The following is a 15,301-nucleotide window of genomic DNA, read 5'->3' as shown; positions in this document are numbered from 1 at the left end:
AAACCACTAAGTATATGAAATTTGAACCTATCAGTAACTGCTTTATTTCCTGTGACGAGCCTTTTGACACAGCCGAAAACATCATCATGGGCATACCCTATGACGGAACATGCAGTTTCAGACCCGGTTCAAGATTCGCGCCGGACGCTATCCGTTCATCCTCCTGCGGCATAGAAACCTACAGCCCCATACTGGACGCCGACCTTGAAGAGATGAAGATCTGCGACATAGGCGATCTGGAGCTCTCCTTCGGAAATAAAAAAAGCATCCTCGGCGTTATAGAAGCCGCCGCGCTTGAGGTTTTCAACTCCGGCAAAAGGCTTATCTCCCTCGGCGGGGAACACCTCGTTACCCTCCCGCTTTTCCATGCGCTTTCTGTGAGCCTCAAAACCAAAGATATATGCGTTGTCCATCTGGACGCACACGCCGATCTCCGTGATGATTACATGGGGGAAAGGCTCTCACACGCCACAGTCATCAGAAGAATTTCGGAAATAACTGGCACATCAAATATTTTTCAGTACGGAATACGCTCCGGAACAAAAGAAGAGTTTGATCTTATCAAAAAAGAAGGTACAATGGTAACACCGTTCTCTGATTTGCCCAAAGTCATCGGAAACAGACCCGTCTATCTTACAATAGACCTTGACGTCCTTGATCCGTCAGGCTTTCCGGGCACCGGTACTCCCGAGCCCGGAGGATGGCAGTTTATTGAGATTTACAATATTCTCAGTGTTATCAAAGAATTAAACGTAAAAGCTGCTGATGTGGTTGAACTTTCGCCGCATTATGATCACAGCGGAGTATCCACCGTAACAGCGTCAAAGGTAGTCAGAGAGCTACTTCTGAGCCTTTAAAATTTCGTTTTTTTACGGTTTAAGAATGAATAATATCTTGATTTTATAGGTACCACTGTGTATAACCTATAGAAACTTCTTGAGTGAGGAGGTTGTAGTGAATAAGAAGGAACTTATTGAGAAGATTGCCGAGAAGTCAGGACTGAAAAAGTCTGACGCAGAAAAAGCGCTTAAAGCTTTCGAAGAGGCAACTGTTGAAGCTCTTAAAGCAGATGACAAAGTTACACTTGTAGGCTTTGGAACATTCTCTGTTTCCGCAAGGAGAGAGCGCAAGGGAAGAAACCCTCAGACTGGTGCTGAGATGACTATCCATTCCAAAAGGGTGCCCAAATTTGTTGCTGGCAAACTTTTCAAAGACAGCGTGGATTAAGCTGTCTCTTGTTTTACTGAGACAAACATTCCAAGAAATAAAAAGCTCTCTTCAACTGAAGAGAGCTTTTTAATTTCCCCTTTTCCCGCAGCTCTCTTTTATTGCTCCTATATTATTGAAAATAATTTATAATTCATATATTATGTCTTAAGCGATTAACCACATAAGGAAAGCTATGTATATCGATTTTTTCGGTTTCAGGGACAAACCTTTCAGACTCACCCCCGAACCTTCCGCTTTTTTCTGCTCACTGCCCCACGACAGGGCAATGACTATGCTTGAATACGGCATCAACAGCCGCAAGGGCTTCATGCTGCTTTACGGTCTGCCCGGAACAGGAAGAACAACGCTCTGCTTCCTGCTTCGTGAAACACTTGTTAACTGTAGTGTTTCCTATGTTCCTAAAACGTCTGACACTGATCTTCTCCAGAAAATCTGCAACGGATTCGGCATAGAAGCGATGTTCAAATCCACCGAAAACGAATATTTCGGTGTGATGATGGACTACTTCGTGGGTGAATACAAAAAAGGCAGAAACAACCTGATCATAATAGATGATGCGGACGAATACTCCATAGACAGCTTCCGCACACTGGAAAAGCTCTCCGAGGTGGAGATCGAGCAGTGCAAGCTGGTTCAGGTTCTCCTTGTGGGGACTCAGGAACTTTGCAGCAAGCTGATGTACGGCAATGTTAAAAACCTGAGTGAGCGGGTTCTCTCCGTCACGGAGCTGAACCTTCTCGGGCTGAGCGATACGGCGAACTATCTTCAACACCGCATAAGAACCGCCAAAGGGACAGATCCGGAGGTTCTTAAACGCACTGCCGTTGTGGAAATTTTCCGTTATTCCCACGGTCTCCCGCTGGAGATAAATCTCGTTGCGGATAAAGCTTTTCAGGCGGCAGCGGATGCTAAAGACAAAAAAGTCGGTCCCAAGCACGTTAAAGAGGCGATTAAGCATATCTCGGGTATAAGACAGCCACTGAGAGTATTTACCATTGCGCAGTATCTGACGCCAGTGCTTATTCTTCTCGTCCTTCTTCTCGGCGGTTTACAGATAAAAACATTCTATGATATGAAAGATATAGAAGAACAGTACGCCGGAGCAAAGCCTGCTGTTGAGGAAACAGTTCACGAAGCCGAACCAGTCCGGACTTCTGAACCCGCCCCTGTAGCGGAAACATCTCCTGAACCAGCTCCCGTCTCCGAACCGGAACCAATAAAGGAAGAATCTCCTGCTGTTCAGCCTGTCCGGATACCTGCGGTTCCTGTAGCCGCACCGGTTACACCTCCCGCAGAACCTGTGGTTAAATACGGCTGCATCACAGCAAGAAGCGGTCTCAAAATGAGAAATCAGCCTTCACCGAGCGGAGAGGTTATCGGCGTTGCCGTTTACAACAGCAAGGTAAGGCTTACTGGACGTGAAGGAGAGTGGTGGCGTTCCACAATTAACGGAAGGGAAGGCTGGCTCTTCGCCGACTATGTGAATGAAATAAATCAGCAGGATGGCTGTGAATAAATACTTTGTGGTTATTGTTTTTTTCACATTTTTTCTATCTGCCTGCGCAGGGAAGACTAACCCCACTCTGGACGCGCTTAAGGGTATGGAAACTGAAATGCGGAAAATGCGGGAGGACACAACCGCACTCAAAAACCGCATAAATGATCTTGAGACCAAGCTGGACGGGCTTTCCGCCGAGATTGACGGTCAGACCTCAGAAATACAGGAAGCAGAGCAAAACCTCAGACACGCAGAAGAGGAAATCGAAGCTTTAAGGTGATTTTGATGATTGAAAACCTGTACACCAAGTGCCTGAGAGGGCATGATATAGATGATTCCGACATTGAGCTGATTCTTAACACGCCTCTGGAAGAGCTTCTGGAGTATTCATACAGGCTGAAAAAGCATTTCTTCGCAGACGAGATAAGCACCTGCGGCATAATAAACGCCAAAAGCGGCTTATGCAGCGAGGACTGTATCTTCTGTGCGCAGTCTGCCCACCACAGAACAGGCACTCCTGTTTATCCTTATATAGATATTGAAGAGGTACGCACCCATGCCGCGCGCATGGCGGAAGCGGGTGTTAAACGCTATGCCGCTGTAATCAGCGGAAAATCCCCGAACGAGCATGAGTTTGAGCTTTTAAGACAGTCGGTTGAAATAATTACCTCCTTCGGTCTGGATGCTGATATATCTGTGGGCATACTCACTGAGAAACAGCTGCTGACTCTTAAAGCAAGCGGTCTGAAGGGCTATCATCACAATCTTGAGACATCCCGCAGCTTTTTCAGGAATATCTGTACCACCCATGAATACGACGAGGACGTAAACGCCGTTAAAGCCGCTGTGAAGGCGGGGCTTTATGTCTGTTCCGGCGGCATATTCGGCATAGGCGAAAGCTGGCAGCACAGAGTGGAGTTAGCTCGTGAGCTGAAAGCAATAGGCGTTCAGTCTGTGCCTATAAATTTCCTTAACCCTATCACAGGAACGCCCTTGGAAGGAACCAAGCCTCTTCCGCAGGAAGAAGCATTAAGGATCGTAGCTCTGTTCCGTTTCATGCTGCCTGAAAAGCATGTGCGGGTATGCGGAGGGCGAACGCTTATCTTCCCCGGAGAAGAGAAAGGAAAGCTCTTAAAATCAGGTATTTCAGGGCTTATGGTGGGCGATTATCTGGTTGTGAAGGGGGAAGGGCTTCAAAGTGATATGGACGCTATAAACCGCCACATCAGCGCTGAAAAGGGCTTATAGAATAAACTCATCCCATCTGCCGGAGGGGACGTGTGTTCCGAAGGCTTCGACCTGTTTTTCGCAGCTCTTTGATGCTGAAAACACAGCCGCGCTGATTACCCCATTGTCTGTGCGCACGTCAAGAATCCGCTCCTCATACATCGGCTCAGCCTCGAATATATCCTCGTATATGCGGATTGCCTCCATAGTTTCTTCATTAACATCATATATTTCCCCGTAAACCCTATAGCCCTGCTTAAGGATGATAACAGGATAACCAACGGGCAGATAGTACATCCTCGCCTGAATATATCCAGTCGCTTCCGGCTCCTTTCCTGACAGGTATTCAATATGCCCCGCAAATCCTTTCATCAGTGTTCCGTAAACAAAAATTTTCATATCTGTTTTTTTATGCGATGGAAAACTTCGTGTCAAGTCCGATGGAAAAGGGTTAAATTTTTGTCCGATCAAGGGTTAACATAAAACTATCCTTGACTTTAGAGGTTACTCGGTTGAAAATTACAACATAGAAAAGGTTGGAGTGGTTAATGCCTAAAGCGGTAAAAAAATCTACAAAGATCAAGAACTTCGTAATCGACACAAACGTAATTCTGTACTCCCCGAAAGCTCTGGAAACCTTCGATGACAACAACATTTATATCCCCGCAATTGTGCTTGAGGAACTGGACTCATTTAAAAAAGGCGTTGACCTCAACGGCTATAACGCCCGTGAGTTCATCCGCAAAATTGAGGACTACAGAACTGGCGGCGATCTCCTGAAAGGTGTGAAAATGGAGAGCGGGGCGACACTTTTCATCTCGTTCCATGACAGGGAATCAAAAGAGAGCGTCCCTGAGGAGTTTTCCGGCAGGAAAAATGATAACCTCATACTGGGCATAGCGAAAAAGCTCCAGAGCGAGTCGAAGAACGAAACTATAATAATCTCCAAAGACGTTAACCTGCGTGTTAAGGCGAATGCTCTCGGCATAAAAGCGGAGGACTACTACCACGAACGCATGGGCAGCTTCACGGAAAACAAAGACGACACGCTCTACGTGCCGGACTCATATATAAACACTATGTATCAGGAAAGCGAACTCCCCATGCCGGATTACATTTACGGCATCAATATGGAGGACTTCAAGCCCAGAATTAACGAATATTTCGTGATGAAAAGCGAAGTTGACGAGAAAAAGGGCGTTCTCGTGAAATACTTTGAGGATGAGGGTGAGGTCAAAGGCTTTAAAAGGGTGACAGAGTATGAAAACATCTTCGGTATATCACCCGCCAACAGGAAGCAGAAATACCTCATGGAAGCGCTTCTTGACCCTGACATTGACGTTGTTTTCGCCATCGGCATAGCCGGAACGGGCAAGACCCTCCTTGCCCTCTGCGCCGGCATGTACTCCGTTCTCAATGAGGGAACATACAAAAAAGTGCTTGTCACACGTTCTCCGATCCCCATGGGGCGTGATTTGGGCTATCTGCCGGGCAATATAGCGGAGAAGCTTGATCCTTGGCTCAAGCCGATTTACGACAACCTTGATTTCATCATAGGCAACAGCAACAAAGAGCTGAGAGACGGCAAGGACGGCATCTACTACAAAAGTCAGATGAACAATATCACTATCGACTACCTGAAGGCATCAAACATACTTGAAATCGAAGCGCTGACCTACATAAGAGGCAGGACATTGATCGACACATACGTCGTCATAGACGAGGCGCAGAACCTCAGCCCGCACGAGATGAAGACAATCATCACTAGGGCAGGGCACAATGCAAAAATTGTCTTCACCGGTGACCTTAAGCAGATTGATAACCCATACCTCAACGAGTGGGACAACGGACTCATAAACGCATCCGAGAAGTTCACTCAGGCTCGCTTCCGCCACTGCACAACAGTTTTCCTCGACAAAGGGGAACGAAGCAGACTCGCCACAGAAGCGGCAAGGGTGCTGTAAGACAAATTTACTAAGCGGAGCTTTCGGACTCCGCTTTTTTGTTGATAAAACAGTCACTCTGGGCAAAGAGAAGAGTCTCAACATCATAACAAACAAGAGATTCTTCACTTCATTCAGAATGACGCTTAGCGCCAATATCGCAGATATGCCATCCTGAGCGGAGGGCGAAGGATCTCAATGCAAACGTACCTTCCTGAAGGTACAAGGCAAGAAGTCCGACAATAATTTCACAAATAATAAAGGCACGGTTCATGTCTCCGTGCCTTTTCTATGTCATAACATATTGATAATTCTGGAAACCCTGCCCGACTATCGGCACATTGCGTTTTTTTACCTTGCCGGGCAGGGGATTTTAAAGTGACTCAACGGGTAACACCTCCGTATCTGTCTCCAGCGATGCTTCTGCGGCTCTTGTTCTTAACATAGAGTTCCGAACAACTCAGGGGAATGTCGCTTCCCGTGCGTTCCGTGCATCTGCTATATAACCTAAGATATAAGCCTTTACCCATTTCGCAATAGTTTTTTGACAAATTTAATTGCCCCCGTTGTTAACACGTTTTTGCTATGTTTTATAAAGAGTATTTGCTTTTAAAGATCAAAAATATTATATGAAATTTTATCATAATTTGTAACGGAGCTGACATGACAGACACCATCACCCTCCGCCCTGCGGAAAAGAGAGATATAAGCGGTATGATAGAGGTTTTAAGCGAGCTTCTCGCCCTTGAAAACGAAACAGTGGACGAAGCCGCCATGAGAAAAGGGTTTGAAATGCTTATGAGTGATCCTGAGCGCTGCTGCATTTTCATTGCGGAGCAGGATGGGGAAGTTGTAGGTATGTGTCAGGCTCAGTCGCTTATTTCCGTGGATGAAGGTGCTAAGGTGGCTTATGTCGAAAACATGGTGGTCAGAGGCAGTCTGCGCAGCTCAGGAGTGGGGGCGAAGCTCCTCACTGCCGTTGAGAACTGCTGCCGTGAAAGCGGGCACATCCGCATTCATCTCCTTGTTCTGGAGAAAAACCATAAGGGCATACAGTTCTACTCCCGCAACGGCTGGAAGAAGGACACCCATGTGTATATGGATAAGGAACTCTGACTTGACAACATCTGACCGCACGTCCTGTCAGTTTGATGTACACGCTCGCGCCGTGCTGAACACGGCTTTTCAGCAAGCTTGGTACAGAAACCGCCGAAAAACGGCGGTTTTGCTCCGCGCGGCACAACTACATCCTTGAGGTTGTTTGCGTTATTGCGAACTCCGCAGAGGTGAAGTAATCTATCTTACAGTTCCTTGATCAGCAGGTCGTCTATACATCTTTTCGGAACATAATGGTTCCCTTTTTCATCCCTGAAATATTTATGGTCAGGAGCTTCCCTGATGCTGATTACTCTGACATTCTCAACCGGATAACCGAGGGCGACGACATAAAGTATGCTTAAATCCTCTTCAAGCTCCAGAATCTGCGCCAGACGCTCCTTTTTGATGTTGCCGAGTATACATGAGCCCACGCCGGCGGCGATAGCCGTGAGGCATATGTTCTGCATGGCAAGTCCGGCGTCCACCTGAGCGTAGGACGAATCCTTCGTTGTGAGGACAACTATATACGACACCGGCTGCTCATCAGGTTCGGGACCGTCCCAATCCTTCAAATAGCCCGCCCAGCCGAGGGTGGAGAACACCTGCTCCGCCTTTTGCTCATCAGTGACTGTGATATAGCGAAGCGGCTGAAGGTTGGCGGCGCTCTGCGCCATGCGCGCTGAATAGATAAGATCTTCCAGAAAGCCCATATCAAGCTTTTTGGAATTGTCAAATCTGCGGTAAGAACGGTTGATTTGTATAAGCTCTTTTATTCTTTCCATTTTTTACCCCCGTCTGAGTATCAATTTTATATCAAAGACAGCGGGTGTCAAGCATGGTCAGAAATTACGGCGCATATTAAAATAAACACACCGGAGCGGGCGCCCTGATTCCCATGCGTTTTTCGCTCAGGGATTTTAGCGGACATCCCGCCCCGTGGTCTTTTGATTCTATTTTTTCAGGTCGACTTTTATTTCAAACACCTCAGCGTCCTCAGCACCTTTCAGCGATTTCAGATAGCCTTTCAGAGTATTTGCCAGAGAAAATGAAGCAAAACGGTTGAGGTCAATCTTTTTGCCGTCCGCAACCAGACTCACAAAAGGCGTCGGCTTCTCCTCACTGAGTATGCGCTCCTCTATGAAGCTCACAATCTCCTGAGGACTGTTGATGTCCAGCAGCATGGGCGCATCTCTGAGCTGCTCACTGTCCGGTGTGTCCGTGGCAACGGCAAGCAGACTCTCATGCCCTATACAGACAGGCTTCTTACCGTTGGCTTCCCTGAAAACCTCGATCTTCGGCAGTGAGGAGGATTTGTAGCCTTCGATAACTATGAGATCAATGTCTCCGTCACCCGCCATATAAAGCATATAGCCCAGATCCGCCTCTCCGTCGGAGATAACGGCATATTTAGCGGGCGATGATATGAGAACACGCACGGCTCCGGCTTTTTTGTGCCGCCACGTGTCCTTCCCTTCGTGGTCAATCTCAAATCCGTGGGCGTCGTGCTTGATAAGTGATATACGCACGCCTTTGTCAGATAGGATTTTGATGACCTGCTCAACCAGTGTTGTTTTTCCGCTGTTACTGCTTCCTACAAATGAAATAACCGGAATCATATCTGTTACTCCTGTTAATAAAGTTTGAATCGGCGCATTATCCTTCACTTTTGCGAAGATTTCCAGTAGATTATACCCGCCTGCGCACAGGCGCGGCGCAAATACATGGAGTATATACGATGGTAAACGTTGAAAACATAAGCAAAAGCTACGGGGGGCAGGTTCTCCTTGAGGATGCCTCATTCAGATTAAATAAAGGGGAGAGAGCAGGGCTGGTCGGCAGAAACGGACACGGCAAGACGACAATTTTCCGCATGATGATAGGTGAGGAAACGCCTGATTCCGGTCAGGTGAGCTTCCCGAAACGATATGTGATAGGGCATCTTAAGCAGCACCTTGATTTCACAGAAAACACAGTTATTGAGGAAGGCTGCAAAGGACTTCGGGAAGAAGATGAGGGGCAGATCTGGAAAGTGGAGAAGATCCTTTTCGGTCTCGGGTTTACAGAGGATGATATGTACCGTCATCCGTCCGAGTTTTCGGGTGGTTATCAGGTTCGTCTGGATCTGGCTAAGGTTCTTGTTTCCGAACCGAACATGCTCCTTCTCGATGAGCCGACAAACTATCTGGACATTACCTCTGTGCGCTGGCTGGAAAATTTCTTAAGAAGCTGGAAGGGCGAGCTGATGCTTATCACTCACGACAGAAGCTTTATGGACGCCGTGGTGACCCATACCGTTGCCATCCACCGCAGGAAGATCCGAAAAATAGAAGGGGATACGGGCAAGCTCTATGAGCAGATAGCGACCGAAGAAGAGATCTACGAGAAAACCCGCCAGAATGAGGAACAGAAGCGCAAAGAGGTTGAGGCGTTCATCACCCGTTTCAAATCCAAAGCGTCTCTGGCAAGCCGTGCCCAATCAAGGGTGAAGATGCTTGAGAAGATGGGTTCAAGGGCAAAGCTGGAGGATATAAAAGATCTGGACTTCGGCTTCCGTTACAAACACTACGAAGGTAAAACAGGGCTGAATGCCAAAGGGGTAACCTTCGGCTATGACAAAAACGATCCGCTGATTAAAGATTTCAGCATAAATATTACCACCGGCGAACGTGTCTGCATAATCGGTAAAAACGGCAAGGGCAAAACTACCCTGCTTAAGCTGCTTGCAGGAGAAATGAAACCGGACGCAGGTGAAATCTATTACGGTCCGGGAATAGAGAAAGGCTTTTACGAGCAGACAAATATAAAAACTCTGGACGACAGGCGCACAATTGAGGAGGAGCTCCTCCATACCGCACCGGATGTGGACAGGCAGAGAGCGCGCAACATCTCGGGAATAATGATGTTTGAAGGGGATTCGGCGCTTAAGAAGATAGGCGTTCTCTCCGGCGGTGAGAAAAGCAGGGTAATGCTGGGCAAACTCCTTGCGAAACCGCTGAACTTCCTCATGCTGGATGAGCCGACGAACCACCTTGATATGCAGTCCTGCGATTCACTCCTTGAGGCTCTGGATGATTTTCCGGGAACACTCCTTCTGATCACCCACAACGAGATGTTTCTCCATGCTCTGGCGGACAGGCTTATAGTCTTCAAAAACAATAAGATAAGCGTTTTTGACGGCACATATGCCGAATTTCTTGAGAAAGAAGGCTGGGACGAAGAGGAAGAAACTCCGAAGCCAAAAAAGAAAGTCACATCACAGGGTAAGCTGACAAAAAAAGAGTTGAGAAAAAAGCGCTCCGATCTGCTGAGCGAAAAGAGCAGGGTCGTTGCTCCGCTTGAGAAAAGGGTGCAGGATACAGAAACAGCCATAGAGACCGCCGAAAAAAGAGTTGCGGATATAAACAGCTTTCTGATAACCGCTTCCGAGAACGGCGACACCGCCAAAATAAGCTCACTCTCAAAGGAGCTTACCGAATGGGAATCGGAAATCGAAAAGCTCTTTAAGCAGCTTGAAACGGCTACAGAGGACTTCGAGTTTGAATCAGCGAAATACGAAACACTTTTGAAAGAACTTGGGGATGATGAATAATATAAAAATGTTGTGAGCTTATGTTGATTCTCTGTATCAAACATACTTGACAGCATGTACATTATTATGGCAGTCTAATATTATTACAGGAGGCTGCCATGAAAATTAATATGTCTAAAAGAACTTTTCTGAGGTTTTCCGCAATCAGTATTGTCGCCGTTGGAATAATGTTATTATTCAGCTTTAACACAGCTTCTGCATCTGATTATAAAGTCTTTCATCTTGGTTCTGTGAAGAAGAAGGGCGATATAACAACATTACAGTTTAAGGATATTACAGCAGTATTTGACGATAAAACTGAGTCTGTGAAAATCACACGAGGCGGCAGTGAGATCTTCTCAAAACAAATGATCGATGGTAAGAATGAGCTAAACGTTAATGGCGGTAGTCTCAATGAAGACAGTAGCGAGGCAACTGCCAAATATGATAATATAAAAATAATTTATAATAAATCGCAGAGTTCGATTGAATTGTTTATAGCTGACAGCAGAGCATTTATCTTTAGTTTTAAAGAGCTTTGAAATGGCAGTTGTTCATTTATACAATTTAATATGGACTGATACCCATTGTACTTGGTGCCAAAATTGTATTCTTGCCTGTCCAGCTAATGTTTTTGAAAAAATGAACGGTCATGATGACTTTGATATTCAATCATCTAAATGCTACAGTGTTTGTCCTTTAGTTTGTTTTCATTTATGTCCTGAGCAATGCTTCACTATGATAAGCAGTTAAGATACTCCCATCTTTCCATTTTTTCAAGGAGCTCGGTTTCAGCGGCATCTATCTTCTGTTGCAGCTCCGCAAGGCGGGAGTAGTCGCTTCCGCCTTTTTCAAGCTCCGCCGTCATGTCGGCAAGCTTGCCCTCCAGACGGCTTATTTCCGCCTCAATGCCTTCATATTCCTTCTTTTCTGCGTATGTGAGCTTACGTTTCTTTTCCTGTGCGGGTTTGGGGGCTTCCTTCTTTTCTGCGGTTTTATCTTTCACTTTGGTTCTGGATTCCAGCCAATTGGAATAACTGCCGGGAAAGTGCTCAAAAATGCCGTCTCCCTGAAAAATAAACATAGTATCGCAGACTCTGTCCATGAAGTATCTATCGTGAGAAACCACGACAGCGCAGCCGCCGAAGTCTTCAAGAAAATCCTCAAGCACGCTTAATGTCTGTATATCAAGGTCGTTCGTCGGTTCATCCAGAATGATAAAGTTAGGGTTTTTGATAAGCTCGTTCACAAGATGCAGCCTCCGCTTTTCCCCGCCGGAAAGCTTTCCGATAGGGCGGTAGTGGCTGTCCTTCGGAAAAAGAAAGCGCTCAAGCATCAGTGACGCGGACAAGGTAAGCCCATTATCCAGCTTAATGTTTTTTGCTGTTTCCTCAATATACTGAATAACCTTCATCTCCGGGTCCAGCTCTTTACTGTGCTGATCAAACACGCCGAAGAATGTATTTATACCTATATCGACAATTCCGCTGTCCGGCTGTTCCTCACCCGTCAGAATGCGCAGGAAGGTTGATTTTCCGCTGCCGTTGGCGCCGGCGATGCCGAGTTTTTCCCCTTTTTTGAAGGAGTAGCTGAAATCACGGAACAGAACCTTATCACCATATGCCTTGGAGACATCCTTCAGGTCAACAATTTTGCCGCCCAATCTCCGTCCGAGGGTCTTAAGTTCAAGCTCACGGTCGGTTTTGCGTACTATGCTGTCCTGAATCACCGCAGCACGGTCTATCCTTGCTTTCTGCTTGGTCGTACGCGCCTTGGGGCTTCTGCGGAGCCATACAAGCTCATTCCGCATAATATTTGCCAGCCTGTCCTGCCTGCGCTGCTCGTGGGCTTCGGATTCCGCTTTTTTCTCAAGGTAGGATGAGTAGTTGCCGTCGTATCTTGTGAATCCGCCTTCGTCTATCTCAAAAATAACATTGCAGACACTATCAAGGAAGTATCTGTCATGGGTGACAAGCAAAACAGCTTTTTTGGTGGCTTCCATATGGTTCTGGAGCCATTCCACCGTATCGACGTCAAGGTGGTTGGTGGGTTCATCGAGTATGAGCAGATTCCCCTCGTCAATAAGTGCCTGAGCAAGAGAGACCTTCTTCGCCATTCCGCCGGAGAGTTCGCCCATTTTCATATTGTAGTCGTGGATTCCAAGCTCACCGAGAACAGATTTTACGCTGTATTCATATCCCCACGCATTTTTTGCGTCCAGTTCAGCCATAACCCTGTGCAGCTCAGGGCTGTCTGTATTACAGAGCTGTTCGTACCGCTTAATAAGGCGCATCGTCGGCGTATCTGACTTGAAGATGTAGTCTATCACGCTGACATGAGGCACTACATCAGGTAACTGAGATAAATAGTTTATGATACATGTTTTATTTATGGCAACATTCCCGCCGTCAGCCTCCTCAAACCCTGCGATAATCTTAAGCAGGGTGGATTTTCCGCTGCCGTTTATGCCTATTATGGCAGCTTTGTCACCTTCATTCAGCCCGAAGGTTACGTTCTCAAATATTGTCCTGTCGCCATAGTTCTTCTTAAGTTTTTCAATTGATAAAAGATTCATAGGAGAGAATTATTATATATCTTCACTGCGTTTGGCAATAAAAAAGCCCGTGAGAGGCAAATCTCACGGACTCTTAATTTGTATTACAGATGCAAATTACTAATCAACTGCCGGAGTATAGCTTTTTATAGGGTGCTCGGAAGCGGGAAGCTTCATAATATCATTTCCTGCCGCAGTCTCCATTTCCACGTAATTGACAAACGACATTGCATAGTCAAGGAAAGTATCCACACCCAGACCTCTTTGATCCTGAACTGTCTTAAATGTGGTGTAGCCGTCCTGCCCGCTTGCAGTAAATGAGTTTGTGACCACAACATACATTTCATTTTCATTTATCAGTGACCATGTGTCTGTTGCCCTGTCTCTTACTTCAAGATTGAGTATCCTGTTCCCGAATTCATTTCCTGCGTTAACATCATATCTCAGTCCGTAAGAGTAAGGGAATGCTCCGGAAGAGGCTCCGACTACAGCAAAATCAACCGCGTCCTCAAGCACTGACTTGATTTCCGAACCGTACATTTCTATTTCAAAAAGGGTGTTCGCAAAAGGCAGGAGAGTATAAGCGGTATCATAAGATATATCCGTATCTCCTTCTATGCTTATCCTCACTCCGCCCGCATTTTGAATACATACGTCAGCTCTGAGAGCCAGTTCGAGAAATCCTTTGGCAACGATCGGAGCTATATCCGAACCGAGGGGGAGATTTACGCCGCTATAAGTTACACCGGGAATCCTGTTATGAAGCAGATCCTCACCGGCTTTGCCTATAACCATAGCCTTCATTTCCTGAACTTCTTCGGAATACTCGCTTATAACAGCCGTCACAGCTGTATCTTCATCAACAATTTCGATATTGGGATTGGCGTTGATTGCGTCGATGATGGTCTGGTTATCGGCAGCAGCAGCTGCGAACAATGATGTAGGACTTGATACACTCAAAATATCGCCGACGAGAAGCACCGGATTTCCAAGGCAGCTTGTAACCCGCCCATCCTTGTCCATTGCAACGTCTAAATCGCCCACAACATAACTGTACTGCCATGCCTGAACAATGCAGACAGGCTCACCCGTCAAAGATGCCTCCATAGTGGGGTATGAACCGGACGCAGCGAGTCCTAAATCATCGAAATCGCCGAGAAGCGTATGGGAGTCTCCGTCAACAATAACGTCGATGCCTCTGACTTCTCTCGCCAAGTCACGAACATTGTCATATCCGTAATGGCTGAGAAGAATTATTTTATTTACACCCAGCTCCTCAAGGTCTTCGACTGTGTCCTCAACTGCGGTTTTTTCTTCAATGAAGGTTATGTTATCGCTCGGACTTGAGGATTGTTCGGTTTTGTCCTTGATCGTTAAGCCGATTATACCTATTTTTTCGCCGTTTATTTCCTTAATGATATAAGGAGCGATGGAACCGTCGAGTGTGCTGCCTGATGCCGGTTTCACATTGGCGCTGATTACGGGAAAGTCCAATAGATCGATAAAATCTTTAAGTGTCTGATCTCCATTGTCAAATTCATGATTTCCCACAGCCATTGCGTCAAAATTCACAAGATTCATAGCAGCGGCATCAGCGGCTCCTTTAAAAAGAGTGTAATAGAGAGTCCCTGATATTGCATCCCCCGCATGGAGAATAATATTGTTGGGTGTTTCAGCACTGAGGGATTTGATTTTTGATACAACTCTGGCAAACCCGCCAAGCTCAATTTCAACTTCAGAACCTGCGATGGTGAGAGTTGTGGATTCCTGATCGAGATGAGAGTGGTGATCGTTAATATGAATGATTTTTACCGAAACAGCCTTGTGCTCCTTCCCGGCGCTGCTGTCTGAGCTTGAATCTCCTCCGCAGCCTTGAATAACGAAAGACAGGACAGCTAAAGTGAAAAAAAACACCTTAAGCCTGCTGCTAAACCATTTCCTCATATTGCACCTCTGATTATTATGAATAGCGAAGAATAATGAAAATCAATTAAGAAAAAATGATGTTTTTATCAAATAACAGAAAAATATCCGGTTGAACAACAGACCGAGTTTTCGGGGATATTCATGAATCCAGTCTGACACAGTAAAATTTTGATATATTGGAGAAAAATGTGTCCATTTGAATACTGTAATTGTGTCTGCCAAGCTCACTGAGAGTAGACTTTACGCTGTATTCATAC

At 46.2% G+C, this 15,301-nt stretch carries 14 protein-coding genes; 9 read left to right on the top strand and 5 right to left on the bottom strand.

From position 1 onward, the window contains the following. The first annotated feature begins 14 nt into the window (after window positions 1-14). The 5 genes from speB to bioB all read left to right on the top strand — a co-directional run bounded on the left by speB (window position 15) and on the right by bioB (window position 3,976). Window positions 15-857, top strand: a complete 843-nt coding sequence (speB, locus tag EP073_RS07890; protein WP_128466610.1) for an agmatinase — start codon at window positions 15-17, stop codon at window positions 855-857. 97 nt (window positions 858-954) lie between these two features. After that, window positions 955-1,227, top strand: a complete 273-nt coding sequence (locus tag EP073_RS07885) for an HU family DNA-binding protein (RefSeq protein ID WP_128466609.1) — start codon at window positions 955-957, stop codon at window positions 1,225-1,227. A gap of 175 nt (window positions 1,228-1,402) precedes the next feature. Next, the gene (locus tag EP073_RS07880) at window positions 1,403-2,746 is read left to right on the top strand and encodes an AAA family ATPase (protein ID WP_128466608.1); all 1,344 of its coding nucleotides are present in this window, start codon (window positions 1,403-1,405) and stop codon (window positions 2,744-2,746) included. Then, window positions 2,739-3,008 carry a hypothetical protein gene (locus EP073_RS07875; RefSeq protein WP_128466607.1) on the top strand — a complete coding sequence of 90 codons (270 nt, stop codon included), beginning with the start codon at window positions 2,739-2,741 and terminating at the stop codon, window positions 3,006-3,008. Before EP073_RS07880 ends, EP073_RS07875 begins: the two co-directional genes overlap by 8 nt. A gap of 5 nt (window positions 3,009-3,013) precedes the next feature. After that, window positions 3,014-3,976: a biotin synthase BioB gene (gene bioB, locus EP073_RS07870; protein ID WP_128466606.1), complete on the top strand. Its 963-nt coding sequence runs from the start codon at window positions 3,014-3,016 to the stop codon at window positions 3,974-3,976. Here bioB and EP073_RS07865 read toward each other — a convergent pair. Beyond that, window positions 3,971-4,354 (bottom strand): gamma-glutamylcyclotransferase family protein, encoded by a 384-nt coding sequence (locus EP073_RS07865; protein WP_128466605.1) that lies wholly within the window; start codon window positions 4,352-4,354, stop codon window positions 3,971-3,973. The two genes, bioB and EP073_RS07865, sit on opposite strands and share 6 nt — an antisense overlap. Window positions 4,355-4,503: 149 nt before the next feature. On the opposite strand from EP073_RS07865, the gene EP073_RS07860 reads away from it, so the two are divergent. Together EP073_RS07860 and EP073_RS07855 are read left to right on the top strand one after the other, a co-directional pair. After that, a complete protein-coding gene (locus EP073_RS07860) occupies window positions 4,504-5,919 on the top strand; it encodes a PhoH family protein (protein ID WP_128466604.1) in 1,416 nt (471 codons plus the stop codon). Between the two features lie 642 nt (window positions 5,920-6,561). After that, the gene (locus EP073_RS07855; RefSeq protein ID WP_128466603.1) at window positions 6,562-7,014 is read left to right on the top strand and encodes a GNAT family N-acetyltransferase; all 453 of its coding nucleotides are present in this window, start codon (window positions 6,562-6,564) and stop codon (window positions 7,012-7,014) included. Between the two features lie 185 nt (window positions 7,015-7,199). On the opposite strand, the gene EP073_RS07850 is transcribed toward EP073_RS07855, so the two are convergent. Together EP073_RS07850 and mobB are read right to left on the bottom strand one after the other, a co-directional pair. Next, a complete protein-coding gene (locus tag EP073_RS07850) occupies window positions 7,200-7,778 on the bottom strand; it encodes a nitroreductase family protein (RefSeq protein ID WP_128466602.1) in 579 nt (192 codons plus the stop codon). A gap of 168 nt (window positions 7,779-7,946) precedes the next feature. Then, window positions 7,947-8,612 (bottom strand): molybdopterin-guanine dinucleotide biosynthesis protein B, encoded by a 666-nt coding sequence (gene mobB, locus EP073_RS07845; RefSeq protein ID WP_164885311.1) that lies wholly within the window; start codon window positions 8,610-8,612, stop codon window positions 7,947-7,949. 119 nt (window positions 8,613-8,731) lie between these two features. Between mobB and EP073_RS07840 the strand changes: the two genes are divergently transcribed. Together EP073_RS07840 and EP073_RS07835 are read left to right on the top strand one after the other, a co-directional pair. Further along, window positions 8,732-10,585, top strand: coding sequence for an ABC-F family ATP-binding cassette domain-containing protein (locus tag EP073_RS07840; protein ID WP_128466600.1), 1,854 nt, complete (start codon window positions 8,732-8,734; stop codon window positions 10,583-10,585). 98 nt (window positions 10,586-10,683) lie between these two features. Next, window positions 10,684-11,106 (top strand): hypothetical protein, encoded by a 423-nt coding sequence (locus tag EP073_RS07835; RefSeq protein WP_128466599.1) that lies wholly within the window; start codon window positions 10,684-10,686, stop codon window positions 11,104-11,106. Window positions 11,107-11,300: 194 nt separating this feature from the next. Here EP073_RS07835 and EP073_RS07830 read toward each other — a convergent pair whose 3' ends face one another. Both EP073_RS07830 and nadN read right to left on the bottom strand, forming a co-directional pair. Continuing rightward, on the bottom strand, window positions 11,301-13,139 hold the full coding sequence (locus EP073_RS07830; RefSeq protein WP_128466598.1) for an ABC-F family ATP-binding cassette domain-containing protein: 1,839 nt from the start codon (window positions 13,137-13,139) through the stop codon (window positions 11,301-11,303). Window positions 13,140-13,238: 99 nt separating this feature from the next. Further along, window positions 13,239-15,062, bottom strand: a complete 1,824-nt coding sequence (gene nadN, locus EP073_RS07825; protein ID WP_128466597.1) for an NAD nucleotidase — start codon at window positions 15,060-15,062, stop codon at window positions 13,239-13,241. Window positions 15,063-15,301 lie beyond the last annotated feature (239 nt).

The sequence above is a fragment of the Geovibrio thiophilus genome, from assembly GCF_004087915.1.
In the GTDB taxonomy this organism is placed as follows: domain Bacteria; phylum Chrysiogenota; class Deferribacteres; order Deferribacterales; family Geovibrionaceae; genus Geovibrio; species Geovibrio thiophilus.
Note: the sequence above shows the minus strand (reverse complement) of the source record. Positions and strands in the feature narration are given on the sequence as shown.

What these genes read in the sequence shown, in the direction of transcription:
- speB (WP_128466610.1), top strand. Translation starts at nt 15, where the DNA reads ATGAAATTTGAACCTATCAGTAACTGCTTTATTTCCTGTGACGAGCCT.
- EP073_RS07880 (WP_128466608.1), top strand. Translation starts at nt 1,403, where the DNA reads ATGTATATCGATTTTTTCGGTTTCAGGGACAAACCTTTCAGACTCACC.
- bioB (WP_128466606.1), top strand. Translation starts at nt 3,014, where the DNA reads ATGATTGAAAACCTGTACACCAAGTGCCTGAGAGGGCATGATATAGAT.
- EP073_RS07865 (WP_128466605.1), bottom strand. Translation starts at nt 4,354, where the DNA reads ATGAAAATTTTTGTTTACGGAACACTGATGAAAGGATTTGCGGGGCAT.
- EP073_RS07860 (WP_128466604.1), top strand. Translation starts at nt 4,504, where the DNA reads ATGCCTAAAGCGGTAAAAAAATCTACAAAGATCAAGAACTTCGTAATC.
- EP073_RS07855 (WP_128466603.1), top strand. Translation starts at nt 6,562, where the DNA reads ATGACAGACACCATCACCCTCCGCCCTGCGGAAAAGAGAGATATAAGC.
- EP073_RS07850 (WP_128466602.1), bottom strand. Translation starts at nt 7,778, where the DNA reads ATGGAAAGAATAAAAGAGCTTATACAAATCAACCGTTCTTACCGCAGA.
- mobB (WP_164885311.1), bottom strand. Translation starts at nt 8,612, where the DNA reads ATGATTCCGGTTATTTCATTTGTAGGAAGCAGTAACAGCGGAAAAACA.
- EP073_RS07840 (WP_128466600.1), top strand. Translation starts at nt 8,732, where the DNA reads ATGGTAAACGTTGAAAACATAAGCAAAAGCTACGGGGGGCAGGTTCTC.
- EP073_RS07835 (WP_128466599.1), top strand. Translation starts at nt 10,684, where the DNA reads ATGAAAATTAATATGTCTAAAAGAACTTTTCTGAGGTTTTCCGCAATC.
- EP073_RS07830 (WP_128466598.1), bottom strand. Translation starts at nt 13,139, where the DNA reads ATGAATCTTTTATCAATTGAAAAACTTAAGAAGAACTATGGCGACAGG.
- nadN (WP_128466597.1), bottom strand. Translation starts at nt 15,062, where the DNA reads ATGAGGAAATGGTTTAGCAGCAGGCTTAAGGTGTTTTTTTTCACTTTA.